Annotated in this window: 20 protein-coding genes, 1 tRNA gene and 1 pseudogene; 12 read left to right on the forward strand and 10 right to left on the reverse strand. The window is 70.9% G+C overall.

Going from position 1 to position 24,788, the window contains the following annotated elements:
* Positions 1–9 precede the first annotated feature (9 nt).
* From AC4BDD_RS10795 to AC4BDD_RS10810, 4 genes are all read left to right on the forward strand, one after another.
* Positions 10–1,314: a lysine N(6)-hydroxylase/L-ornithine N(5)-oxygenase family protein gene (locus AC4BDD_RS10795; RefSeq protein WP_490690780.1), complete on the forward strand. Its 1,305-nt coding sequence runs from the start codon at positions 10–12 to the stop codon at positions 1,312–1,314.
* Entirely contained in the window at positions 1,307–1,918 is a 612-nt protein-coding gene (locus AC4BDD_RS10800) for a GNAT family N-acetyltransferase (RefSeq protein ID WP_490690781.1), read from the forward strand. The genes AC4BDD_RS10795 and AC4BDD_RS10800 overlap by 8 nt, the downstream gene beginning before the upstream one ends.
* Positions 1,915–3,861 carry an IucA/IucC family protein gene (locus AC4BDD_RS10805; protein ID WP_490690782.1) on the forward strand — a complete coding sequence of 649 codons (1,947 nt, stop codon included), beginning with the start codon at positions 1,915–1,917 and terminating at the stop codon, positions 3,859–3,861. Before AC4BDD_RS10800 ends, AC4BDD_RS10805 begins: the two co-directional genes overlap by 4 nt.
* 177 nt (positions 3,862–4,038) lie before the next feature.
* Positions 4,039–4,111, forward strand: a tRNA-Arg gene (locus AC4BDD_RS10810).
* A gap of 121 nt (positions 4,112–4,232) precedes the next feature.
* On the opposite strand, the gene AC4BDD_RS10815 is transcribed toward AC4BDD_RS10810, so the two are convergent.
* The 4 genes from AC4BDD_RS10815 to AC4BDD_RS10830 form a co-directional block, all read right to left on the reverse strand.
* The gene (locus AC4BDD_RS10815) at positions 4,233–4,919 is read right to left on the reverse strand and encodes a response regulator (protein WP_490690783.1); all 687 of its coding nucleotides are present in this window, start codon (positions 4,917–4,919) and stop codon (positions 4,233–4,235) included.
* Between the two features lie 5 nt (positions 4,920–4,924).
* Positions 4,925–6,076, reverse strand: a complete 1,152-nt coding sequence (locus AC4BDD_RS10820; RefSeq protein ID WP_490690784.1) for a sensor histidine kinase — start codon at positions 6,074–6,076, stop codon at positions 4,925–4,927.
* Positions 6,077–6,103: 27 nt separating this feature from the next.
* Complete coding sequence (locus AC4BDD_RS10825; protein ID WP_490690785.1) at positions 6,104–6,892, reverse strand: hypothetical protein; 789 nt, start codon at positions 6,890–6,892, stop codon at positions 6,104–6,106.
* A 331-nt stretch (positions 6,893–7,223) separates the two neighbouring features.
* Positions 7,224–7,658: a hypothetical protein gene (locus AC4BDD_RS10830; protein WP_490690786.1), complete on the reverse strand. Its 435-nt coding sequence runs from the start codon at positions 7,656–7,658 to the stop codon at positions 7,224–7,226.
* 685 nt (positions 7,659–8,343) lie between these two features.
* Between AC4BDD_RS10830 and AC4BDD_RS10835 the strand changes: the two genes are divergently transcribed.
* Positions 8,344–9,117 (forward strand): DUF3761 domain-containing protein, encoded by a 774-nt coding sequence (locus tag AC4BDD_RS10835; RefSeq protein ID WP_490690787.1) that lies wholly within the window; start codon positions 8,344–8,346, stop codon positions 9,115–9,117.
* A gap of 245 nt (positions 9,118–9,362) precedes the next feature.
* On the opposite strand, the pseudogene AC4BDD_RS10840 reads toward AC4BDD_RS10835, so the two are convergent.
* Positions 9,363–9,749 (reverse strand): annotated as a pseudogene (locus AC4BDD_RS10840) (DNA-binding protein NsdB); the annotation flags it as partial.
* A gap of 581 nt (positions 9,750–10,330) precedes the next feature.
* Between AC4BDD_RS10840 and AC4BDD_RS10845 the strand changes: the two are divergent.
* Both AC4BDD_RS10845 and AC4BDD_RS10850 read left to right on the forward strand, forming a co-directional pair.
* Positions 10,331–10,501 carry a hypothetical protein gene (locus AC4BDD_RS10845; protein WP_490690788.1) on the forward strand — a complete coding sequence of 57 codons (171 nt, stop codon included), beginning with the start codon at positions 10,331–10,333 and terminating at the stop codon, positions 10,499–10,501.
* 145 nt (positions 10,502–10,646) lie between these two features.
* Positions 10,647–10,967 (forward strand): GYD domain-containing protein, encoded by a 321-nt coding sequence (locus tag AC4BDD_RS10850; protein WP_490690789.1) that lies wholly within the window; start codon positions 10,647–10,649, stop codon positions 10,965–10,967.
* Positions 10,968–11,001: 34 nt separating this feature from the next.
* On the opposite strand, the gene AC4BDD_RS10855 is transcribed toward AC4BDD_RS10850, so the two are convergent.
* Positions 11,002–12,420, reverse strand: a complete 1,419-nt coding sequence (locus AC4BDD_RS10855) for an ATP-binding protein (protein ID WP_490691739.1) — start codon at positions 12,418–12,420, stop codon at positions 11,002–11,004.
* 328 nt (positions 12,421–12,748) lie between these two features.
* Between AC4BDD_RS10855 and AC4BDD_RS10860 the strand changes: the two genes are divergently transcribed.
* The 3 genes from AC4BDD_RS10860 to glpK all read left to right on the forward strand — a co-directional run bounded on the left by AC4BDD_RS10860 (position 12,749) and on the right by glpK (position 16,121).
* Entirely contained in the window at positions 12,749–13,408 is a 660-nt protein-coding gene (locus AC4BDD_RS10860; RefSeq protein ID WP_490691740.1) for a DUF4360 domain-containing protein, read from the forward strand.
* A 184-nt stretch (positions 13,409–13,592) separates the two neighbouring features.
* The gene (locus AC4BDD_RS10865) at positions 13,593–14,438 is read left to right on the forward strand and encodes an MIP/aquaporin family protein (RefSeq protein ID WP_490690790.1); all 846 of its coding nucleotides are present in this window, start codon (positions 13,593–13,595) and stop codon (positions 14,436–14,438) included.
* 162 nt (positions 14,439–14,600) lie between these two features.
* The gene (glpK, locus tag AC4BDD_RS10870; RefSeq protein ID WP_490690791.1) at positions 14,601–16,121 is read left to right on the forward strand and encodes a glycerol kinase GlpK; all 1,521 of its coding nucleotides are present in this window, start codon (positions 14,601–14,603) and stop codon (positions 16,119–16,121) included.
* A 105-nt stretch (positions 16,122–16,226) separates the two neighbouring features.
* Here the strand turns inward: glpK and AC4BDD_RS10875 are convergent, their stop codons facing one another.
* The 3 genes from AC4BDD_RS10875 to ligD all read right to left on the reverse strand — a co-directional run bounded on the left by AC4BDD_RS10875 (position 16,227) and on the right by ligD (position 21,983).
* Positions 16,227–17,486 carry an acyltransferase family protein gene (locus tag AC4BDD_RS10875; protein WP_490690792.1) on the reverse strand — a complete coding sequence of 420 codons (1,260 nt, stop codon included), beginning with the start codon at positions 17,484–17,486 and terminating at the stop codon, positions 16,227–16,229.
* A complete protein-coding gene (locus tag AC4BDD_RS10880) occupies positions 17,483–20,077 on the reverse strand; it encodes a glycosyltransferase (RefSeq protein WP_490690793.1) in 2,595 nt (864 codons plus the stop codon). Before AC4BDD_RS10880 ends, AC4BDD_RS10875 begins: the two co-directional genes overlap by 4 nt.
* A gap of 1,012 nt (positions 20,078–21,089) precedes the next feature.
* On the reverse strand, positions 21,090–21,983 hold the full coding sequence (gene ligD / locus AC4BDD_RS10885) for a non-homologous end-joining DNA ligase (RefSeq protein ID WP_490690794.1): 894 nt from the start codon (positions 21,981–21,983) through the stop codon (positions 21,090–21,092).
* 30 nt (positions 21,984–22,013) lie between these two features.
* Between ligD and ku the strand changes: the two genes are divergently transcribed.
* Positions 22,014–23,048, forward strand: a complete 1,035-nt coding sequence (gene ku / locus AC4BDD_RS10890) for a non-homologous end joining protein Ku (RefSeq protein ID WP_490691741.1) — start codon at positions 22,014–22,016, stop codon at positions 23,046–23,048.
* A 66-nt stretch (positions 23,049–23,114) separates the two neighbouring features.
* Here ku and AC4BDD_RS10895 read toward each other — a convergent pair whose 3' ends face one another.
* Positions 23,115–23,939, reverse strand: a complete 825-nt coding sequence (locus AC4BDD_RS10895) for an SDR family oxidoreductase (protein WP_490690795.1) — start codon at positions 23,937–23,939, stop codon at positions 23,115–23,117.
* Between the two features lie 151 nt (positions 23,940–24,090).
* Here AC4BDD_RS10895 and AC4BDD_RS10900 point away from each other — a divergent pair, with 151 nt between their 5' ends.
* A complete protein-coding gene (locus tag AC4BDD_RS10900) occupies positions 24,091–24,780 on the forward strand; it encodes a TetR/AcrR family transcriptional regulator (RefSeq protein ID WP_490690796.1) in 690 nt (229 codons plus the stop codon).
* Positions 24,781–24,788 lie beyond the last annotated feature (8 nt).

Below are 24,788 nucleotides of genomic sequence, written 5' to 3' on the forward strand. Positions count from 1 at the left end.
GAACACCGCATGTCCACCCATGACTTCATCGGCATCGGCCTCGGGCCCTACAACCTGGGCCTGGCCTGCCTGACCGAGCCCATCGACGAACTCGACGGCCTGTTCCTGGAGAGCAAGCCGGAGTTCGACTGGCACCCCGGCATGCTGCTCGACGGCGTCACCCTCCAGACCCCCTTCATGGCCGACCTCGTCACCCTGGCCGACCCCACCTCCCCGTACTCCTTCCTCAACTACCTGAAGGACTCAGGGCGGATGTACTCCTTCTACATCCGCGAGATCTTCTATCCGCTGCGCGCCGAGTACAACGACTACTGCCGCTGGGCCGCCGCCCGGCTGCGCGGCGTCCGCTTCGGCCACACCGTGACCGGAGTCGAGTACGACGAGCGGGACGGGCTCTACACCGTCCACGCCCGGCAGACCGCCACCGGCGAGACCACCACCCACCGGGCCCGGCACCTGGTCCTGGGCACCGGCACCCCGCCGTACATACCGGACGCCTGCCAGGGGCTGGGCGGCGACGTCGTCCACAACGCGCATTACCTGGCGAACAAGGCCGCGCTCCAGGCCAAGGAGTCCATCACCGTCGTCGGCAGCGGTCAGAGCGCCGCCGAGATCTACCAGGACCTGCTCGCCGACATCGACACCCACCGCTACCGGCTCAACTGGGTGACCCGCTCCCCGCGCTTCTTCCCGCTCGAATACACCAAGCTGACGCTGGAGATGACCTCCCCGGAGTACGTGGACTACTTCCACGCGCTGCCGGAGGACACCCGCTACCGCCTGGAGACCGAGCAGAAGAGCCTGTTCAAGGGCATCGACGCGGAGCTGATCAACAGCATCTACGACCTGCTCTACACCAAGAGCGTGACCGGCCCCGTCCCCACCCGGCTGCTCACCAACACCGCGCTGGACACCGCCTCCTGGGACGAGGAGTCCGGTACGTACACCTTGGGCCTGCGCCACACCGAGCAGCAGCGGGACTTCTCGCTCACCACGCAGGGCCTGGTGCTGGCCACCGGCTACCGCTACCGGACCCCGGACTTCCTGGAGCCGGTCCGCGACCGCATCCGCTGGGACGGCCACGGCCGCTTCGACGTCGCCCGCAACTACAGCATCGACACCACCGGACGCGGCATCTTCCTGCAGAACGCCGGCACCCACGCACACAGCATCACCTCCCCCGACCTGGGCATGGGCCCGTACCGCAACTCCTGGATCATCCGTGAGCTGCTCGGCCGCGAGGTCTATCCGATCGAGAAGTCCATCGCCTTCCAGGAGTTCGGCGCGCCGCAGGGAGGCCGGACCGATGCCTGAGACCTCTCAGTTCTCCGAGACGTCCGAGACCGTCTTCACCCGCACCGACACCTGGCTCGGCGACTTCTCCGTACGCCGACTGGACCCGGACGCCGACGCGGAACTGCTGCACGGCTGGGTCACCCACCCCAAGGCGGCCTTCTGGCTGATGCAGGGGATGGACGTGGCGCAGGTGGCGCGCGAGTACCGCGCCATCCACGAGAACCCGTACCACGAGGCGTTCATCGGCCTGCACCAGGACCGCCCGGCCTTCCTGGTCGAGCGGTACGACCCGTCGCGGGTGGAACTGGTCGGGCTGTACGAGCCGGACCCCGGCGACGTCGGCATGCACTTCCTGTGCGCGCCCACCGACACCCCGCTGCACGGCTTCACCCGCGCGGTGATCACCACCGTCATGGAGCTGCTCTTCACCGATCCGGGCACCCGCCGCGTCGTGGTGGAGCCCGATGTCCGCAACACCGCGGTGCACGCGCTCAACGCCGTGGTCGGCTTCGAGCCCGTCGGCCCCATCCGCAAGCCGGAGAAGGACGCCCTGCTGAGCTTCTGCACCCGCGAGCAGTTCCTGGCCGCCCGAGTGGCCGCCCCCCAAGGAGTATCCGCATGACCCCCGCCGCCCAGACCGCCTCCGCCCCGGCCCCCGCCCTGCCCGACGCCCTGGCCGCCGCCCCCGCGCCCGCGTCCGCCCTGGCCACCCCGGCCGCCGCTCCGCCCGACGCCCGGGCCGCCGTCGCGCACCTCACCCCCGAGCTGTGGGAGCGCGCCGGCCGGCAGCTGATCCGCAAGGCGCTGGCCGAATTCGCCCACGAGCGCCTGCTCCAGCCCGAGCCGCTGCCGGACGGCGGCTGGTCGGTCCGCGCCCACGACCACGGCCCCGACGACGCCACCGCGTCAGCCGGCAACAGCGGTGGAACGGAGTACCGCTTCCAGGCCCGCCTGCTCTCCCTGGACCACTGGCAGGTCGACGTCGACAGCATCACCCGGTACCGCGACGGCGTGGAACTCCCCCTCGACGCCCTGGACTTCTTCATCGAGCTGCGCCACACGCTGGGCCTGAGCGACGCCATCCTCCCCGTCTACCTGGAGGAGATCAGCTCCACCCTGGCCGGCGCCGCCTACAAGCTCGCCAAGCCCGAGCTGTCCGCCGACGAGCTCGCCACATCGGGCGACTTCCAGGCCATCGAGACCGGCATGACCGAGGGCCACCCCTGCTTCGTCGCCAACAACGGCCGGCTCGGCTTCGGCGCCCACGAGTACCACGCCTACGCCCCGGAGGCCGCGGCCCCGGTCCGGCTGATCTGGCTGGCCGCCCACCGCTCCCACTCCACCTTCACCTCCGCCGCCGACCTCGACTACGACACCCTGATACGCGAGGAGCTCGGCGAGGAGCAGCTGGCGCGCTTCGCCCGCACCATGTCCGACCTCGGCCTGGACCTCGCCGACTACCACCTGATCCCGGTCCACCCCTGGCAGTGGTGGAACAAGACCTCGGTGACCTTCGCCGCCGAGGTCGCCCAGCGCCGCCTGGTCTTCCTCGGCGAGGGTGACGACACCTACCTCGCCCAGCAGTCCATCCGCACCTTCTTCAACACCAGCGCCCCCGCCAAGCACTACGTCAAGACCGCGCTGTCCGTCCTGAACATGGGCTTCATGCGCGGCCTGTCCGCGGCGTACATGGAGGCGACCCCGGCCATCAACGACTGGCTCGCCACCCTCGTCTCCTCCGACGAGATCCTCCGCGCCACCGGTCTGACGATCATCCGCGAGCGCGCGGCCATCGGGTACCGCCACCGCCAGTACGAGGCCGCCACCGACCGCTACTCCCCGTACCGCAAGATGCTGGCCGCCCTCTGGCGCGAGAGCCCGGTGCCCCGCCTGGAACCCGGCGAGCGCCTGGCCACCATGGCCTCCCTCCTCCACACCGACCGGGAGGGCCGCTCCCTCGCCGCCGCCCTCATCGCCCGCTCCGGCCTGCGCCCCGAGGAATGGCTGCGCCGCTACCTGGCCGCCTACCTCACCCCGCTCCTCCACAGCTTCTACGCCTACGACCTGGCGTTCATGCCGCACGGCGAGAACGTCATCATGGTGCTCGGCGAGGACGGCACGGTCCGGCGCGTGATCTTCAAGGACATCGCCGAGGAGATCGTCGTCATGGACCCGGACGCGGCCCTTCCGCCCGCCGTCCAGCGCATCCGCGCCGACATCCCCGAGGATCACAAGATCCTCTCCCTCTTCACCGACGTCTTCGACTGCTTCTTCCGCTTCCTGAGCGCCCAGCTCCACACCGACGGCACCCTCGACGAGACGACCTTCTGGCGCACCGTCGCCGAGTGCGTCACCGACTACGAGCAGTCCGTCCCCCACCTCGCCGACAAGTTCCGCCGCTACGACATGTTCGCCGAGCGCTTCGCCCTCTCCTGCCTCAACCGCCTCCAGCTCCGCAACAACCAGCAGATGGTCGACCTCTCCGACCCCTCCGCCGCCCTCCAGCTCATCGGCACCCTCAACAACCCCCTGGCCCCCTTCGCCCCCACCCGCCCCGCCACGTGACCCGACGGGGCGGGCCCAGGAGGAGACCCCGCCTCTCCGCATGCGGGCCCGGCCGCTCCCCCGGCCGGGCCCGCACCCGCACCGCCCACCACCCCCTCCGACCTGCGAAAACTCACCCCTCTCCGGCGTCAGGCAGCTGTCGGCTAACCACCCGCTACACTGTGGCGATGAATCCCCGCCTCCGTAGCTCAGGGGATAGAGCACCGCTCTCCTAAAGCGGGTGTCGGCAGTTCGAATCTGCCCGGGGGCACAGAGAAGTAGCAGGTCAGAGGCCCTGTCGCTCTAGTGGGCGGCAGGGCCCTTCGTTCTCGCGGCGCACATGAGGTGCGCGCGCCTCGGGGCTCCGATGACGGCCGGCCGTCCTGTGAACGTCAGACTCCACGTCGGCGGTCGCCCACGAGCCCGGTCTCGTAGGCGACGATCACGAGCTGGGCGCGGTCGCGTGCGTGCAGTTTGGCGAGCAGGCGCCCGATGTGGGTTTTGACCGTGGCCAGGCTCAGGTGGAGGTGCTCTGCGATCTCCGTGTTGGACAGGCCTCGGGCGATCAGGCCGAGTACCTCCAGCTCGCGGTTGGTTATCGCGTCCAGTGAGTGGCTCGGCGGTCGCGTCGGCTCTGGGCGGCGGGCGAACTCCGCGATCAGGCGGCGGGTCACCGAGGGGGCGAGCAGTGCCTCGCCCGCAGCGACAACGCCGATGGCGGTGAGGACCTCGGTCGGCGGGGTGTCCTTCAGCAGGAAGCCCGCGGCGCCGGCGCGCAGGGCGGCGTAGACGTACTCGTCCAGGTCGAAGGTGGTGAGGATGAGGACGCGGACGCCGGACAGGGCCGGGTCCGAGCAGATCTGCCGGGTCGCCTCGATGCCGTCCAGCTTTGGCATGCGTACGTCCATCAGCACGACGTCCGGCCGTTCGCGGCAGGCGAGTTCCACGGCCTCCGCTCCATCCGCGGCCTCACCCGCGGCGGTCATGCCGGGCGTGTGGTCGACAAGGACGCGGAAGCTGCCGCGCACCATCGCCTGGTCGTCGGCGACCAGCACCCGGACCTGGGACTGGTCAGTCATGGCTGTCACCTCCCTTCGGCGGGCAGTCGGACGGACACCGAGAAGCCGCCCTCCTGCCGGGGCCCCGCCTCGAAACTGCCGCCGTACATCATCGCCCGTTCGCGCATCCCCAGAAGACCATGTCCGCCTGCCAGTTGGCGGTTGGCCGGTGGGCGTCCGGGCGATGGGCCCTCGTCCACGATGTCGATGCGGATCTCGCGCGCATCCGCCTCGACCGCGACCTGACAACGGGTCGGGGCGGCGTGCCGGACCGCGTTGGTGAGGCCCTCTTGGACGATCCGGTAGATGGTCAGCTGTGTGCCCTCCGCCAGGCCCTGCGTACCGTGCACCGTCAGGTCGACGTCCACCCCCGCGCGGTTCGCCTCTGCGGCGAGCGAGCCGAGGCGGTCGAGGCCCGGTGCAGGCCCCAGGGGCGCGCCCTCGGTGCGCAGCACGCCGAGCGTGCGCCGCATCTCGACCAGCGCGGAGCGGCTTGTCTCCTCGATGACCTTGAGCGCGGCCCGCGCTTCCTGCGGGTCGGCCTCCGCCACATGCCCGGCGACGCCCGCCTTGACGGCGATCAGGCTGAGGTTGTGCGAGACGATGTCGTGCAGCTCGCGGGCGATCCGCAGGCGCTCCTCGGCCAGCGCGCGCTCCGACTGGCGCCTCTCTTCCCGCCCGGCCTCGACCCGACGGCCGCGCACGGTGAACCCCACGCCCCAGGACCCGCCGATCACCAGCAGCACCAGCCCGGCCACTCCAACGGCACCCCGCCAGTCCTCGGCGGGGGTGACCACCGCCTCGCCGAGGTAGACGGCGCCGCACGCCACCGGCAGGGTCACCGCGAGTGCGGGCACGGACCGGCGGGCGGGCTCGGCCAGTCCGACGAGGTAGGCCGCCAGACCGGCGGCGGTGTACGGCTCGCGAGGGATGTCGAGGAGCGACGCCGCGACCAGGGCCGCGAGCACGGTCCCCAGGACCGCGAGCGGCCAACGGCGGCGTACGGCGATCGGCAGGCCGACAGCGGCGGCGATCAGGCAGCCGAGCCAGATCGGACCTGTGTAGGCGGGTTGGCCGTCGTCGGCGGTCAGCCGGGCGAAGCCGATGTACACGGCGGTCAGGGCCAGGGCCGCGCCGAGGTCGAGGGCGTAGAGATGGCGCTGTCCCCTCGGTTTCATGGCCCGACCGTACCGGTACGGGCGCACTCAGCCGGCCTGCCCGAGCAGCACCATCAGCCCGAGCGTCACCAGGGTCAGCGGCACCCAGCGCAGCACCGCCTTCCGGCTGGGACGGGGCCCTTCGCGCAGCAGCGCCAGGCCCAGCGGCATCAGCCCGGCACACAGTCCGGCCAAGGCCACGAGCGAGAGAGGGGTGGTCCCCTTGAGTACTCCGAGGGGCAGTGCCGCTGTGAGGCCGAGTGCGGCAGCACGGACCGGGCCGAGCACCCCGGTGCGCCAGGCCCCGAGGGCAAGGACGATCCACCCCGCGAGGATGGCGAGGTTCAGCGCGGCGAAGACGTGGAAGGCTCCGTAGCCGGCGGAAACCGCCTCGGTGGCAGCCTCAGCCCCCTGTGAACGCACCAGCTGAAAGGCCAGGTGGTCCACTCCTGCGTGGAAGGCGCGGGCGAACAGCCCGAACATCACCAGGACCCCGCCCCACAGGCCCCAGCCAGCGCTCCGGGTCCCGATCCGCGCGGCCACCACCGCCACAGCGGGCCAGAGCAGCAAGCTGCCCGCGGCGAAAAGGCCGTATGCGGTGGCCATCAGGGTGGGATGCCGCTCGTACGCAGCGAGCTGGTCGGGGTAGAAGAAGTGGAAGCGGGCCCGCAGCAACGCGCCGGCCAGCATCAGGAGTGGGCCGAGCACCATGGCAGCCCCGCCCACCCAACGTCCTGGGAAGCCGGTGCCTTCCAGCCGCTCCACAGGCAGCGCGCCACGCAGTCGGGCGCCGATCGTCGCGGCCGGGGTGACCGTGGATCTCGTCGGGTTCGTCATGCCGACGACGATGCCTTCGCCGGCCCCGCGGAGCGTCGGACCAAGAGCTGAACTGCCGGGTCAGACCTGGGTATGACCCGTCGGGCTGCCTGAACAGGCCCCGTCTCCAGCGGCTGGACCAGGAAACTGACGCCTTGCCAGGAAGGCATCCGTGCGGCAGAAACTCCCAAAGCGGGTGTCGGCAGGTCGAATCTGCCTGGGCCACAGAGGACAACAGCCCAGAGCCCCTTCCGCTCAGTGTGCGGAAGGGGCTCTGGGCTTGGCGCATCGGGCGGGCGGTGGCTGAGCGCCCCGCTGTCAGGTCACTCGCTTCCGCCCGCGTCCGGGACGGTCAGCCTGCCAGGGGCACGGCTGCCGCAATCGCGTGCCGGTCCTTGCGCCCGACCAGCGGGAAGATGATCTTCAGGCCCTGCTCGTTGTCCGGCGAGGAAACGACGAAAGACGAGTTGAGCAGGCGCTCCTTGATCTCCGAGCGAACGAGGCCGGCGCGCGGAATCGTCATCAGGTGCTCTTCCGGCCGGGCGAAGGTCGGGTTCGCCCGGAAGACGAAGAAGCGACGGTCGGTCATCGCCAGATACATGGGCGTCGGTACCGGGATGACGGACATCCCGCCACCACTCACGATCGCCGAGGCTGCCGCGAACGCGGCGGTCCGGCGCACCGAGACCGAACTCAGGTTCACGATCGTCGCCACCTCGACCCGCTCCCCGGGCTCGAGCATGGGGTCGATGGCCGCCAGCAGCAATCGGCGGCGCTTTCCGTTCACGTGCGTACTCCTGCGAGGTTGCATGGGAACCGGACGGTGGATGCTTCCGCCCGGCACGCAGCAGTCCGGCTTCGGAGCGTCGCCACAGGTGCCGTAGCCCGGGAGGCACCACGGGTCGGACTCCCTCGCGAGGCACGGCCGGCGTGAGCTGTCGGCATACCTTGCCACACCCGGTCCCGGCCCCCCGCGCGGCCTCCGGCTCTGGGCCCACTGCCGACGTTTCCACTGATAGAGCGCCCCTGCCGCGCGGCGAGGTCCCGGCCGCTCTTGTAGGCCCTTCCAGCGACGCGTCCCCGGTCAGTGACAGCGGCTTCATATGCGGCGGACCTGCCATCCAGGTCGCCCAGGAGCAGGTGGTCGCGGGCGAGGTCGACGTGGGCGGCGAACAGGTCGCCGACGGACTGGTGAGCGAACGCCGCGCGGCGGTAGAGCCGGATAGCGCCGTCCGCGCAGGCGGTGGCCTGCTGAATATGGTCGTGTCCACCGACCGCCGCTCATGGTTCCTGCTCAGCCACTCTCCGTACCTCTTCTTTCCATTGAACGGTCATCTACTCGGCAGTACGAAGCTAGAGTCATCGCCCTCACGGCACCTGCTCTCCGCCGTAAGCGGGCACCGCTCCGCGCGAAGAGCGGGGCCCTGCGCGCTGGGGAGCGCGCAGCAGTCAGTAGCAGGGGGGATCAGTACGTGGTCCGAAACCAGAGACCTCAGCCGACGGCGGAGGACAAGAAGAACGCCCGCATCGGCTGCGGCATCATCCTGGCCGCACTTCTCGTAATCGGCGGATGCGGTGCCTTGAGCGACGACAACAACGACTCCTCGCCCACCTCACCGTCCTCATCAACCCCATCGTCCCGGTCATCAACCCCATCGTCCCGGTCATCCGTGGACGACGGTGCGGCAAAGACTGCCGAGGTCGAAGACTTCGTCGGTATGGGGCTCCAGGCAGCACAGGACGCGGCACAGGACGATGGGATCTACCACCTCGACTCAACGGACGCCACCGGCCAGGGCCGCATGCAGCTCTGGGATCGCAACTGGACGGTCTGCGCCCAGACACCTGCGGCTGGCGAGACGATGAGCACCGATGACACGCTCACGTTCGACACGGTCAAGTCCAGCGAAGGTGAAACCTGCGACGACCCCGCGGGGTCTGGCAGCGACGCCTACGACGAAGGCGACACCTCAACGGTCTCCGGCGTGGAGGACGATTACGACGACGACAGTTCATCAACCGTCGCGGGCACCGGGGACGACTACAGCGACGACTCCTCCAGCAACGGCTCCGACTCTTCGGGGGACGACTCCAGCTCTTCTTCGTCCTCGGGCGGCTCGCAGCAGGCGCCCGCCGGTGCCACCGCCCAATGCAACGACGGTACATACAGCTATTCCGCCCACCGCCGCGGTACCTGCTCGCACCATGGTGGCGTGGCCGTCTGGCTCGCCAGCGTGCCTTCGTAGAGCCAAGTGCGGGGATGCTGTTCGGCGCCGCTTCACCTGGAGCGTTGCAGCAGGCGCGCCACGTCGTGGGCACAGGCACGGCAGATTCCGCCCCTGGCCTCCATAGGCGATAAGAGGGGTTCGAAGGGCCGGTTCCCGCAGAGCGCACACGTGGGGAGTGGGCGTTCGCGGCGGGTGGCGGAGGCAAGAGCCTCCTCCGGTGTGACAGGCGGGGACTCAAGCATCACAGCGCTGCGAGTGTCCACGACCACACAGGACCGGTCCCATTCAAGGTCCATGCCGGTGAACTCGACCAAGACCGCCGCGGTGCGCTCGGGCGACCACGGAAATGTGCCGGTCTCCGACGACGCCGACTTGCGCGCGCTCGAGAAGAGCGGGATCCCCAGGTCCTCGATGGTCACCACGCGACCGAGTCGCTCGGTGAACAGCGCTGACAGGACCATCGGGATCGGTGCGCGTGGGACCTCGCCGGCTTCTATCCAGCGTCGGACTCGTGAGGCGTCGACAGTGAGCGGTGCGTGGCCCATCTCCACCGCCCGCTGGTTTACGAGTCGGGCCAACTCGCCTTTGGACCAGCCACAGAGGCTGAACAGGTCCGACAGCTTGGTGTTCGGAGTGCGGTCTCCGCCCACGGCGCCGGTGGCGGGCACGGGCTCAGGCTTGGGCACGCGCCCGCGAGGCGAATCATGGGGCGTCGGTGTGGAGCCCGGGCCGACGGCGGGGTCGGAGGTGGTGGTGTCGTCGGCCCAGGCCTCCTGCCAGAGCATGTGCAGGCGGTCCATCTCCCGGTCCGGGTCCGCGTTCCGCACCCGGCGCAGCAGGGCCTCCGCGACTGCCATCATCGGATCCCGCCTCGGTACGGCCTCGGCCGAGAACAGGCCGTGCACGACCGACCGAGAGTATGCCTTGCCCGTCTCCCGCACGATCTCCCCGACCGACGGTGCCCCGGCTCGTAGATGCAGATCGTGCAGCGCGCGCTTGAGCCTCAGGGCTGAACCTGGTGTCAGATCCGGTATCCGCAACCGGCCGGCTCGCCCCACGGCTCCCCTCCCCGCCCCCAGCCGTCACACGGCAGTGGCGTCTCGCTGTTCCCAGTCGTTCACAGCCGTTCGTAGCCGTGCGAAAGCATTCCAGCTCGGCCGCCCACAGCGCACGGTTATCCGGAAGAATCCGCGCCCGTACTGAGGCACGAGGCAACAGCGACTCTGGCACCATGCCTGAACTTGATCGAAGTGCTGTCGATCTGCTGACCCATGACGTGGTCGGCGGCTACCTGGCGGCGGTTTGCGCCTCGCTGACGTTATGGGCGGTCCGTGCGATGCGCGCCGTGGTGCGCCGTCGGGCCCAGCGGCAGGAAGGCACCGGCCGCGACCACACCGACTGAGAATTCCCCTGGTCCGAACGACGGTCGATGCCGCCTGGGTCGGGCGAGCGTAGGCCGGATGGCCGCGATCGGCGCGACGGGGAAGGGGAGCGGCCTGAGGATTCGGATGGGGTGATGGTCGAGACGTAGATGAGAGGCGGAATCCATGCCGAAGTACCTCTTCAAGGTCAAGCTGACCGTGGACGGGCTCAAGGGCCTGCTGCGGGAGGGCGGTGCCGCGCGGCGGGAGGTCGTGGAGCGCATGGTGGAGAGCCTGGGAGGCCGGCTGGAATCGATGTACTGGGCGTTCGGCGAGGAGGACGTCTACGTCACGGTGGAGCTGCCGGGGAATGCTTCCGCTGCTGCGATGGGGCTGGTCACATCCGCGGCCGGCGGGGTGCGCACGAATACGGTCGTGCTGCTGACGGCCGAGGAGATCGACGAGGCGGCAGGCAAGAAGGTGGATTACCGGGCGCCTGGGGCCTGAGCGCCGTCTGGCCCGATTCTCCGTCGTGCCCCGGTCAGGAGCGCCAGGCCGAGAGGAGGTCGGCTGGGCCGAATGCCGCGTCCAGGCCGGTGCAGTCGGTGCCGCTGCGGGAGATCGCCACCAGCGGCACGGGATCCGGGGTGAGGGCGGCGCGGTGGCGGTGAAGGGCAGCCAGGTCGTGGCGGTCGAAAGGCGCGTTCTCCAGCCACTTGACCGAACCGACGAACAGCAGCTCCTTGGCGATCGGGGCGCGGTCGGCTGCCACGATGTCGATCTCCACATCGTTGGTACGGGTCCAGTAGCCGCCCAGAGCCGGGGCGGCGGGGAGGTCTGCGGTGGGAAGGAGCCGCGCCAGCGACTCCCGGACCAGGGGCTCGACGGCCCGGCCACGCCAGCTCGTCCAGTGGTCACGGATCCGTCGCAGGGTCAGGTCGCCACGGCCTCGCTCGATCTCCTCCATCGCGGGCCCCAGGAAGCGCAGCCAGAAGCGGAGATAGGGATCGGCGACCCGATAGCGGCGATCCTTCGAGGCACGGGTGGACAGCGGGAGTTCTGCGGCTACCACCCGCTTTTCGACCAGGATCTCCAGCGACCGCTGAAGCGGAGTCGACGCGATTCCGCCAGCGGCACGGCCGATGTTGGTGAACGTCCGCTCTCCGCTGCCGATCGCCGACAGAACGGCACGGGCCTGGGCCTGCTGAGGGAATTCCGCCGCCAGTGATCGCTCCGCCGACACCAGCAGGGCCGAGACCGGATCGACCAGCGCGGAATCCAGAAAGTCCCAGACGCCCATGCCATGCGGCCACTCCGCGCAGATCAGCGGCAGTCCGCCGGTGATCAGAGCCGCATCGAAGGCCGAGGCGGGGTCGAGTTCCAGCATCGCGCCCACCTCCGCGGGGTTGAGCGGGCCCAGCACCATCTCCCGCCCGCGCTGATGGAAGGGGCGGCCGTAGCTGTTCAGCGCCTCCATCATCGACAGATCCGAGCCGATGAGGATCAGCAGGACCGGTCGGGACTCGAGCACCCGGTCCCAGGCGCGCTGCAGCAGTCCCTCGAAGGAGCCCTCCGGATCCATCAGATAAGGCACCTCATCCATGACGACGACGCTCGGCCGGTCCTGTGGCAGTGCCGCGGCGAGGACATCGAGCGCCGCTCCCCAATCGGCTGGACGTGCGGCGGCCAGCAAACCCGCCATCGGCAGAGTGGACGCCTGCGCGTCCTGCGCAAGCCGCTCCAGATCGGCTCGGGGCGACGCGCCGGTGGCGGTGTAGAAGAGGAACGGCGCACCGGACCGCTCAGCGAACCGCTCGACCAGGCGCGACTTGCCCACGCGCCGGCGTCCTCGGAGCATCAGGCATCGGCCGGGGCGCTCCCCGCCCACGCCGGCCGCTACCTTGTCCAGCTCGCGGGTCAGCGATTCGAGCTCCTGCCGCCTGCCGACGAAATTCCCCATGGCGCCACTCTCCGTGCTGCTCCACTTACCCAAACAAGCTAACATCAGTGTTACTAACATTGAAGTTAGCAACATCAGTGTCACTCGAAGAGGTGCATTCCGGTCCGGCTGGTTGTCGCTCTGGACGGTGGGTGCGGGCGCTCTTATGGTTCGACTGCTCTCCAGGCCCCGTGGGGGAAAGGGGCGGATGGGCTTCGTGTGGCATGTGTGGCATGTACGGCCGACACGTCATGGCAGCCAAGGCTTTGGTCGACGCCGGTCAGTGGCGCCGCTGACCGCCGTCGACGCGCTCCAACGACATTCGATCACCACATTCGATCGGAGAACCATGAAGCGTGCCTTACTCGCAGGCGCCGCGCTGGCGGCGTTATGCGGATCGACGGCCTCTGCGCAGGGTGCTGAGGCCCAGGGTGGGCCGGTGGCCCCGCCGGACAAGATGCAGATCGAGATCGCGACGGTCAACGGCTCGGGGTGTCGCCCGGGGACCGCGGCCGTGGCTGTCGCCCCGGACAACACCGCCTTCACCGTGACGTACAGCGAGTACCTCGCCAAGGTGGGCGTCGGGGCCCAGCCGACCGACTTCCGGAAGAACTGCCAGCTCAACCTGATCGTGTATGTGCCGCAGGGCTTCACGTACGCGATCGCCAGCGCGGACTACCGCGGCTTCGCGCATCTGGAGCGCGGCGCCACCGCGATGCAGAAGGCTTCGTACTACTTCCAGGGCTCCTCGCAGACGGTGCCGAGCAGCCACCCGTACCGGGGCCCGTTCAGCGACAACTGGCAGCAGACCGACCGGACGGACATCGGTGCGGTGGTCTGGGCGCCGTGCGGTGAGCGGCGGAACTTCAACATCAACACCGAGCTGCGGGTGAACGCGGGCACCTCGGATCCGGCCACGACCACCAGCTTCATGGCGATGGACTCCACGGACGGGGACATCAACACGGTCTACCGGCTGTGGTGGAAGGAGTGTCCGGAGAAGAAGTAGCGAGAAGGAGTAAGGCGTAACGAGGATGCGGGTGCGGGTTCCGGGTCGCCGTGGCGGCCCGGGACCCGCTCGTTGCGGTCGGGGTGTTCCGGGGGGCCGGATGGGCGTACTCGGCGGGCAGGGGGGTGCGGCCGCGCCGAGGATGGACGGGACGTCGTCCGGTCCCTCGGGAAGCGGGTATCCCATGTCTGAACAGACCTCACGATTCACACGGTCAGGGCTGATCGGTGAACTCGCCGCCGAGTTCGCGGGCACCATGATCCTCATCCTCTTCGGCTGCGGTGTGGTCGCGCAGGTCGTGGCGGGCGGGATCCTGACCGACGGCGGGCTGGGCGATCACGACAGCATCGCCTGGGCCTGGGGGCTCGGTGTCACCCTCGGCATCTACGTCGCGGCGCGGCTGAGCGGCGCGCACATCAACCCCGCGGTCACCCTCTCGCTGGCGATGTTCAAGGGGTTTCCGTGGAGCAAGGTCGCGCCGTACGCGGTGGCGCAGACGGCCGGCGCCTTCGTGGCGGCGCTGCTGGTGCGGTGGAACTACACCGAGGTGCTGGCCAAGGCCGACCCCGGGCACACCATCAAGACGCAGGGGGTCTTCTCCACCCTGCCGGGCAACGGGGTGCTGCCGGTCAGCGACCTGGGCGCCCTGCGCGACCAGGTGATCGGCACCGCGATCCTGGTGATGCTGGTCTTCGCCGTCACGGATCTGCTCAACACGCCGCCCGGCGTCAACCTCGCGCCGTTCATCATCGGACTCATCGTGGTGGCGATCGGCATGGCCTGGGGCACGGATGCCGGGTACGCCATCAACCCGGCGCGTGACTTCGGACCCCGGCTGGCCTCGTTCTTCACCGGCTACAGCGGAGCGTGGCGCGACCAGTACGGGGATCTCTATTTCTGGGTGCCGATCGTCGGCCCGCTGGTCGGCGGTCCGGTGGGCGCGGCGGTGTACAAGGTCTTCATCAGCCGCTACCTTCCGGTCCCCGAGCAGCAGGAAGTGGGCGAAACGCCCCGTCTGGACGAGGGCTGATCCGGCCCGACCTCCCCTTCACCTCCGCCTCCGCCTCCGCCTCCATCAGGCTCCGGCCCGACCTCCCCTTCACCCCCGCCTCCGCCTCCATCAGGCTCGGCCCCGCGTTTCCGGCCGCCCATTTCCGTGCGTACGAACTCGTGATCACGTCAGGGAGCAGCGATGCCCGACTTCGTCGGTGCGGTGGATCAGGGAACCACCAGCACCCGTTTCATGATCTTCGATCACTCCGGGAGCGAGGTGGCCAGGCACCAGCTCGAACACCGGCAGATCCTGCCGCGTTCGGGGTGGGTCGAGCACGATCCGGTGGAGATCTGGGAGCGCACCAACACGGTGATCCAGAACGCCCTGCGGGCCGGTGGCCTCTCCCCCGATGACCTGCACGCCATCGGGATCACCAACCAGCGTGAGACGACGGTGGTCTGGGATCCGCGGACCGGTCGCCCGTACTACAACGCCATCGTCTGGCAGGACACCCGCACCGACACCATCGCGGCGGCGCTGGAGCGGGACGGGCACGGCGAGGTGATCCGGCGCAAGGCGGGCCTGCCGCCGGCCACCTACTTCTCCGGGGGCAAGCTGAAGTGGCTGCTGGAAAACGTCGACGGGCTACGGGAGGCCGCCGAGCAGGGGCACGCGCTGTTCGGCAACACCGACGCCTGGGTGCTGTGGAATCTGACCGGCGGCCCGGACGGCGGGGTGCACGCCACCGATGTGACCAATGCCAGCCGCACCATGCTGATGGATCTGGAGACCCTGGACTGGGACGACGAGTTGCTGGGAATCTTCGGCATTCCGCGCCGGATGCTGCCGACCATCCGCCCCTCCTCGCACCCGGAGGCGTTCGGCCAGGCCCGCACCTCCCGGCCGCTGCGGGCCGCCATTCCGATCGCCGCGATGCTGGGCGATCAGCAGGCGGCGACCGTGGGGCAGGTCTGCTTCTCGCCGGGCGAGGCGAAGAACACCTACGGGACGGGTAACTTCCTGGTCCTCAATACCGGTACCGAGCTGGTCCGTTCCCACTACGGGCTGCTGACGACGGTGGCGTACCAGTTCGGGGACGCGCCCGCGGTGTACGCCCTGGAGGGGTCGATCGCCGTCACCGGGGCCGCCGTGCAGTGGCTCCGCGACCAGCTGAAGATCATCAAGGACGCGGCGGAGAGCGAGCGGCTGGCGGGCGCGGTGGCGGACAACGGCGGCATGTACTTCGTGCCGGCCTTCTCCGGACTGTTCGCCCCGTACTGGCGCTCCGACGCCCGGGGCGCGATCGTGGGCCTGGCCCGCTACAACACCAACGAACATCTGGCGCGGGCCACGCTGGAGGCGATCTGCTACCAGAGCCGCGACGTGGTCGAGGCGATGGAGCGGGACTCCGGGGTGCATCTGGACGTGCTCAAGGTGGACGGCGGGGTGACCGCCAACGACCTGTGCATGCAGATCCAGGCCGATGTGCTGGGGGTGCCGGTCAGCCGCCCGGTGGTCGCCGAGACCACCGCGCTCGGCGCGGCGTACGCGGCCGGACTGGCCACCGGCTTCTGGCAGGACACCGACGAACTGCGCACCCACTGGCAGGAGTCCAGGCGGTGGGAGCCGCGCTGGAGCGAGGAGCAGCGGGCGGAGGGGTACGAGGGGTGGAAGAGGGCGGTGGAGCGCAGCCTTGACTGGGTGAAGGTGGCGGGCTGAACCCGAATCCGGGCCGCCGACCTGGGGTGAGGTTGCGTCGCGGGTCCTCCCGTCCTGGTGGACGGAAGGACCCGCGTACCGGTACCGGGCGGTCTCCGGTCAGGGCTACCGCGCCGCCTCCGGGTAGAACTCGCGGGGCCGGCCCTTGGCGTCCTTGAGCCGGCCGAGCAGGCTCGTCGGGTACTCGATGAACCAGTAGCTGAGCGCCGCGGCGGGCAGCGCGACCAGCAGCACCACGGCCACCGCCGGCACGAAACCGTCCTGCCCGGCGGGGAGCAGCCCGCACTTGGCGAGTTCCAGCAGGATCGGTTCGTGCCAGATGAACAGGCTGTAGCTGATCAGCCCGACGCCGGTGAGCCAGCGGGCGCACAGCGCGTGGTGCCAGCGTCCCCGGTCTCGGACGTGCACCGTGCTGAACAACAGCAACGCCCACAGCAGGCTCGCCACCGGGTGGAAGAAGGTGGTGGCGGCGTTCTCCGGGTCCGTGGTGAGCAGGGACATGGTGTACACCCCGGCCAGCGCAGCCACCCGGATCGGCACCGCCAGCGCGGCGGGCAGTGCGCCCCGCCCGCCGAGGGCGACGGTGAGTACCGCCAGGCACATGCCGGCCGCGAACCCGCCGAAGCGCGCCTGGGGCCCGAAGTAGACCGGCCAGTCGTTGTGCGGCACGCCGAAGCCGTAGTGGGCGACGGCGATCCACACCACCGGGCCGACGAAGAGCACCGCGCAGCCCGCGGCGCAGACCGCAACCCGGGTGGCGCGCCGCTCGAACCTCCGGCAGGCTCGGGCGGCCGGCGGTCCCAGCGCCACCAGCGCGAGGTAGAAGAAGATCTCCAGCGACAGGGACCAGGTGGGGCCGATGGTGTAGAAGATCTGGTCCTGGTCGAAGACATGGGTGAACGTGAGGTGTTCGACCAGGTCGCGCCAGTTGCCGGGCAGGGTCGGGTTGCGCGTCGCCCAGACGAGCAGCACGGCGAGGAAGTAGAGCGGGACGATCCGGATCGCCCGGCGGTAGAGGAAGGAGCGGGCGGGCCGGGTCGATCCGCCGTCGATCGCCGCGCGCGCGTAGGCGAGGGTCAGCAGATACGCGGACATCACGAAGAAGAGGTCGATGACCTCCAGCGAGATCAGCGCCCCGGCGAACTCGTTGTCCACCGGCGGATGCGCGCCGCTCCCGTCGTACCGGAAGTACTGCTGCCAGACGTGGAAGATCACGGTGCTGAGCGCGGCGAGGCCGCGGAAGCCCTCGATCTCCCGGGCGCGGCTGCGGGCGGGCGCGCCCTCGGGGGGCCGGGGAGCCCTGGCCCGGGGGCGTCCGACCGTACCCACGGCCGGCGGGCCGGAGGCGGCGGCGGTCGCGCTCACGGGTTGTCCACCGCCTTCGCCGTGCTGGTGGCGGCGCGCGGAGTGACCCGCCACTGCCGCTCCCCCAGCGCCTCCTTCAGGCACGCCTGCCGGGCCACCATGTTCTTGAAGTGGGAGTAGAAGAAGGTGGCCACGAAGAGATACCGCCAGAACCACGCGCGGCGCCGCCGGATCTCGGGCGCGGCCAGCCGCCAGGCGAACGCGGCCTGCACCACCCCGGCGGAGAGTGTGAACGCCATGGCGAGCACGCAGACCGGCACCGCCCAGTCGAGCTTGTCCGGGCCGCCCGCGTGCCACATCGCGTAGAGCAGCACGGGCAGCATCTGGAGGGTCAGCCAGGGCTGCGCCTCGCGCCAGCCGAGCAGCACGAAGAACCCGGCCTTCTGGCGGCGGGTGAAGACCGGGGAACGCAGGACGCGCCAGAGGTGTTTGAGGGAGACCTGGAGCCAGCCCTGGGCCCAGCGGGACCGCTGGTTCCACAGCGACTTCAGGCTGGTGGGCGCCAGTTCCCGGGAGATCAGGGTGCGGTCGACGGTGAAGCGCGCGCCCTCGCGCAGCGCGCGCAGGGTGGAGTCGATGTCCTCGGTGAGCATCGAGCCGTGCATGCGGGTGCGGGCGAGCACATCGGTGCGCCAGAAGCCGTTGGAGCCGCCGAAGACCCCGAAGCCGTACAGCCGGGTACGGCCCGGATGGCTCACCGCGTAGATGGACTCGAACTCGACGGCCACCAGCCGGGAGACCCAGGAGCTGTCGCCGTTGCGGACCACGCAGTGGCCCTGGACCACGTCGTAGCCGCCTGACAGCCAGTGCCAGGCCTGCTGGAAGGCGCCGGGCGCGGGGTGGTGGTCGGCGTCGAAGATCCCCACCATCTCGCCGCGCACCCGGGTCACCGCCGCGTTGACGTTCTGCGCCTTGGAGGTGCTGCCCTGCACCGGGAGCAGTACCAGCCGCGGATCGCGGCGGGCCATCTCTCGCAGGGTGTCCTCGACGGGCAGCGGGTGCGGTGTGTTGTACGCCAGCACGATCTCCAGCCCGCCCGGGTACTCCAGGCGCAGGAACGATTCGACGGTGTCGACGATGGTCGCGGCCTCGTTCGGCAGGTAGGCGGCGATGACCGCGCTGGCCGGCGGATACGGCGCGGCCGGCTTGTCGGGCCGGGCGGGGGCGTCCAGCGAGAACAGGCACTCCAGCAGGATCAGCGCCGCGGAGACCAGCAGCCCGGCGACCACCACCCAGTACATCGCCGAGCCCAGGTCCCAGCCCAGCCGGTAGGTCTGCTGGTAGACGAGGAAGGGCAGGCCCACCCCGATCAGCAGCACCACCACCGGGGAGAGTGCGTTCAGCAGGGCGCGGACGGCCAGCTTGGACCGGCGCCGGTGCCGGGGGGTGCGCATCGACGGGACGTACATCACCGGACGCAGATCGCGGTGGCCGACCGCCTCGGCCGCCGCGTCCCGGGCCCGGCACACGGCGTGGCCCGGCTCGCTCCAGTCGGCCAGCGGCGTCCAGCCGATCGCCGGAGTCAGCCGGACGTTCTCGTCGGCGACGATGAACCGGGTTCCGGCGGCGGCACCGGCGAACTGCTGGAGGCTGTGGACCGCGGTCTCCTCGTCGACCTCCGGCAGCAGGATCAGCAGATGGCCGTCGTCGTCCCAGCCGAACCGGTCGCAGGGGCCGCCGAGTTTCTCCGCGACCCCGGCCAGCCGCTCGGCGACCTCCCGGCGGACCCGCGGGCCCAGGCGGGACTCCAGGGCGTCCATCTCGGCCACGCTGACCACGGCCACCACGCCGCCGCGCCGGCCGGAGGCGGGGCGGCGCAGTTCGCGGTCGAGCTCGTCGAGGAAGTGCGGCAGCGAGTACAGGCCGGTGCGCGGGTCGAGCAGCAGGTTCTCGACGGGGACCGGCACCCGGCGCAGCTTGGCCTCGATCCTGGCCGCGAGTTCGACCGGGTCGGAGGTGTCGGGGATGCAGTCGTCCGCCCCGTGCCGCAGCATCTCGGCGACCTCCGCTGGACGGGGGTCGGCGGTGACCATCAGCAGCGGCAGCGCCCGGCCCGCGGAGGCGGCGCGCACCTCGCGGATCACCGCCAGACCGGTGGCATCGCCGAGGTGTCCGGGTATCAGACCGGCCGGCGCGCCGGGGCCGGGGCCGGGGCCGGAGAGAGCGTCGAGACCGGGGGCGGGCCGACCGAGCCGAGTGGCCACGCCGGCCGGGGCGGAGACGCCGGCCTGGGCGGGTTCGCCGTACGCGATGGTCTCTCCGTACGGGGCGGCTTCGCCGTAGGTGGCGGGTTCGCCGGGCCGGTCGTCCAGGGCGACGATCGCGTCCGGCGGCGTCTGCCGTATGTGCCGGCTCACCTGACCGGGCGTCGCGAGGCTGACGTGGTATCCGGTCGACACCAGGGTCCGGGTGAGCTGGTCGAGCCTCGGCCCGGGGGTGCCGACCGCGAGTATGCGGCCATAGGCGGGGGCGGGGGCCGGTTCGGGGCGGCGGGAGCCGAGCGGATGCGGCGGTGGGGCGGCGCCGGTTGGGAGGTCGGTGCCGGTGTCGGCGTACTGCGGGCCGACGTCGGGTTGGAACGAGGCGAGCACCTGGGAATTCCTTCCGTACTCATCAAGCATGTGGGGGGACGGCCGCGCGGAGGGCGGCCCGTGCCGATGGCCCGGGCAGCGGACGTCACCGGGGCGGGTGCCGACGGGCACGCGCGGACGTACGCGCGCCGGGGCGTGGCTGCCGACCGCGTGGTGCGGTGACGGGCCACGCCGGTGTCGGCACCGCCGACCGGGCATGACGCCCCGTCGGGAACCGGTTCCTGGGCGGCGGGGCGCTCCGGGGCCGCGAGGGGCGCGGCGGGGCTGGGTCCGTACGGTCCGGAAGTCAGGGAGGACCGGTGGGCGGGCCCGCCTGGCGCGCGCCTTCCTGGGGGCACCTACGGACGGAGTCCGGGGTGAGGGTGCCACGGCGAAGCCGGGTGGGGCGGCTGAGGAGAGCGCGGTGCGGTCATCCGGTCTGCTCGGTTCTTCGGCCGGTCGGCTGCCGTCGGGCGGCGGTGCAGCCCGGGCAGGAGAAGGAAGGCGGGGTCGCCACCCGGCCGCCGGCGGGCGCGGTGGCGCCGGCCGGGCGGACGGGCGGGGCCCAGGCCGCGGGGGCCGGCCGGAGGCGTGGCCGCTGCCCGCGGCTCCGGCTGGTGAACAGGGCTGGTGGGGGCTGTCCTTCGGGGCGCCGGGTGCCCGGCCGGCGACGCGCGCCAGTGGGCCCCCGGAGCGCACGGGCGCGCTCCAGCAGATTCCGCATATGTGGTCCCATCCTGGTCGGATTGTGGGGGGAGGACCGAATGTCTCGTCAGCGCCGGTGAGACCGATTCGGTGGCGGCACGCCGGCACCCTCAGCCTCAACGATCACTGTGACACCACACCTACCACGCCGTAAAACATTGGTTAAGCCCTGCGGGGCATATGGACGCAATAACTCCCGTCATTCGGCTGGCGCTTCGCCCATTCGGCAGCTCATCGTCAGACGATGTCGCACCGGAGCGCCGGAGCACCGGAGCACCGGAGCACCGGAGCGCCGGAGCACCGCGCGCACCGGACAGCGCGTCAGGCGTCAGCTCGCGGGCAAGGGCCGGGCACGGTCGGCGTCGAAGAGCGGGGCGAGCAGGTCCCCGTACCGCTCCAGGCGCGCCGGGACGTCCTCGATCCGGAAGCTGAGCCGTTCGGGGCTCTCGCATTCCGCGATCTCCTCCCAGGTGACGGGCGTGGAGACGGTGGGCTCCGGTCGGGCGCGCGGGGTGTACGGGGCGGCGGTGGTCTTGGCGGCGGTGTTCTGGCTGAAGTCGACGAACACCTTGCCGGGGCGCAGGGCGCGGGTCATCCGGTGCAGGGCAAGGCCGGGCATCGCCCGTTCCGCCTCGATCGCCAGCCGTTTGGCGTAGGCGGTGGTGAGCGCGGACTCGACCGGCTCCACCGGGGCGAGCAGATGGAGCCCCTTGGAGCCGCTGGTCTTGGCGAAGACCGCCAGCCCGTCATCGGCCAGCCGGGCGCGCAGCCATCCGGCGACCGCGCAGCACTCCACCACGGTGGCGGGGTCGCCGGGGTCCAGGTCGAAGACCAGCCGGTCGGCGAGCCCGTGCCCCTCCTCGGCCCGCCACATCGGCGTGTGGAACTCCACGACCAGGTTGGCCGCCCAGATGAGGCTGGGCAGGTCCTGGATCATCACCTGCCGCGCGGTACGGCCCTCGTGACGCTGGACTTCCGCCGTACTCACCCAGCCGGGCGTACCGGGCGGCGGGTTCTTGGTGAAGAACTTCTCGCCGTCCGGGCCGTCCGGATACCGGAGGAAGGCCAGGGGCCGTCCGTACAGGTGCGGGAGCAGCGCGTCGGCGGTGGCGGCGATGTAGTGCAGCAGCTCGCCCTTGGTGGTGCCGGTGGCCGGATGGATGACCTTGTCGAGATTCCGGAGAGCGAGTCGTCGCCCCTCCACCTCCGTGATCGGCGACATACGATAAGAATCTCATGAAAGGGATCAATGATGCGATCCATATGGAATGGGACGATATCGTTCGGCCTGGTCAGCATCCCGATCAAGATGTATCCGGCGACCGAGGACAGCCACACGGTCTCCTTCAAGCAGATCCACACCGCCGACAGCGGCCGGATCCGCTACCGCAAGGTGTGCGAGCTGGAGGAGGAGCAGGTCGAAGCCCAGGAGATCGGCAGGGCGTACGAGGACGCCGACGGCAGCCTCATCCCGATCACCGACGATGACCTCGCCGCGCTTCCGCTGCCCACCACGCACACGCTGGAGATCGAGGCCTTCGTGCCGGCGAGCGACATCGACCCACTCCAGATGGCCGACGCCTACTACCTGGGCGTCAACGGCGCCACCGCCGCCAAGCCGTACGTCCTGCTGCGCGAGGCGCTCAAGCGGAGCGACAAGGTCGCCATCGCCAAGTACGCGCAGCGCGGGCGGGAGCGGCTGGGCATGCTGCGGGTCGTCGGCGACACCATCGCGATGCACCGGCTGGTCTGGCCGGACGAGGTGCGCGACGCCTCCGGCATGGCCCCGACGGTGAAGGTCTCGATCAAGGACGCCGAACTCGACCTGGCGGACACCCTGATGGCCACCCTCGGCGAGGTGGAGCTGGAGTCGCTGCACGACGAGTACCACGAGGCCCTGGAGGAGCTGGTCGCGGCCAAGGTGTCCGGGGCGACGCCCGCTGTCGAGCCCGGCGAACTCCCGGAGACCGGCAAGGTGGTCGATCTGATGGCGGCGCTGAGAGACAGCGTGCGCACCGCCCGGAAGGCGCGCGGGGAGGAGGGCGAGGAGCGCGCCGGGGCGGAGGCGACGGTCACCGCGCTGCGGGACCGGAAGGCGGCGAAGAAGGCCCCCGCCAAGCGGGCGGCCTCCGGCGGCGAAGGCAAGAAGACGGCGGCCGCGAAGAAGGCCACGGCGTCCGGCGGCGCGCGGAAGACGGCCACCGGGAAGACGGCGGCCGCGAAGAAGACCGCCGCCAAGAAGGCGGCGCCGAAGAAGGCGGCCGCCGCCAAGCGCAAGACCGGGTGACCGGCGCGCGGCGCCCGAGGACGCCCGGGCGCCGGCCAGTCGGCCGGATACGGCCCAGGCGGCCGGTCAGGCGAAGAGGGCCGGGGCGCGGTCCGCTGCCCACTGGGCGAAGGTGCGGCCCGGGCGGCCGGTGATCCGCTCGGTCTCCGGCGAGATGTCGGCCGGGCGGCCGACCCCCGCCGCGAACACCCGCAGCAGCGACTCGGCGACCTCGGCCGTCATCCACCCGCCGGTCATCCGCTCCAGCGCCACCTCCGGCGCGATCTCCTCGTACCGCAGCGGGCGCCCGATGGCCTGGCCGATGAGGCGCACCTGCTCGGCTTGGGTGAGGGACTCCGGCCCCGTCAGCAGCGGGGTGCGGCCCACCAGCTCGTCGCCGAGCAGGGCGCGGGCGGCGACCGCCGCGATGTCGGCCTCGTGGATCGGGGCCAGCTGCGCCTGCGCGTACGGGCCCTCCACCACATCACCGGCCCGTATCTGGTCCGCCCACCCGGCGGCATTGGCGGCGAACCCGCCCGGCCGCAGGTGTGTCCACTCCAGGCCGGACGCCTCGATGGCCGCTTCCAGCTCCCGGTGGTGGGTGCCGATGGGGTTGTGCGGGCCCGCGTCGGCGGCGGCGGCCGAGGAGAGGGTGACCACGCGGCGCACGCCGTGCCACTCGGCCTGGCGCAGGAACGCCTCGGGGCCGTCCGCCCAGACCACGGCCGGGTTCAGGAAGACGGCCCGCACCTCGCACATCGGCAGGTCGCCGGCGCGCGCCACCAGCACCCCGGCGGGGAGCCGGGCCGACTCCGGATCGCGGCTCAGGGCACAGACCTTCGCGCCGGCCTCCACCAGCTCCCGCACCAGATGACGGCCGACGTTCCCGGTGGCTCCGGTCACCACGATCATGATCTTCTCCCCGCTGTCCGTGCTTGCGGCCGAAAGGACGGCCGCGTGCCCCGTTGACACAGCACTCAGGTTCAACCGTTTGGATGAAGCTGTCAAACAAATAGATGGTCAAGGCTTCCGGGGGGCCTGACCGGCCCGTTAACCTGAGCCGGTGACCGGAACCCCCCGCGCGCCGCAGCCACCGAAGCGGCCCCGCCGTACCCCCGCCCCCGAGGAGCGCAAGCTCGACGCCGAGCGCTCCCGGCGGCTGCTGCTGGACGCGGCCAAGGAGGAGTTCGCCTCCAAGGGGTTCGCGGGCGCCCGCGTCCAGGACATCGCGGACCGGGCCGGGCTCAACAAGCAGCTGATCAACTACTACTTCGGCGGCAAGGAGGGGCTGTACGAGGAGCTGGGCCGGCTGTGGCTGGAGAAAGAGGCCGCGATCAACGACCCGGCGCTCTCCCTGGACGAGCTGACCGCCGCCTACCTCCAGGACACCTTCGCCGACCCGCGCGGGGTGCGGCTGGCGGTCTGGCAGGCGCTCACCGGCGACCCGTGGGACCAGCGCCCGGAGGACCTGAGCGACCTGCGGCGGCGGCAGGCGGCGGGCGAGCTGGCCGAGGACCTCGACCCGGCGGCGGTGCTGCTGCTGCTCATAGGAGCGGTCAGCGTCCCGGTCAGCATGCCGCACGCGGTCCGCCGCATCTTCGGCGTCGGGCCCGACTCGGCGGAGTTCCAGGAGCTCTACACCGACCAGATCCGCCGCATCGTCCGCCGCCTCGCCCAGCCCTCGGCCCAGCCCGCGCCCCCACCCGGTCCGGAATCCGGTGATCGCCCGGCAGCGGACTCCCCCCGCTCGTAGAATGCCCG

Source organism: Streptomyces sp. JLBT605 (assembly GCF_058215555.1).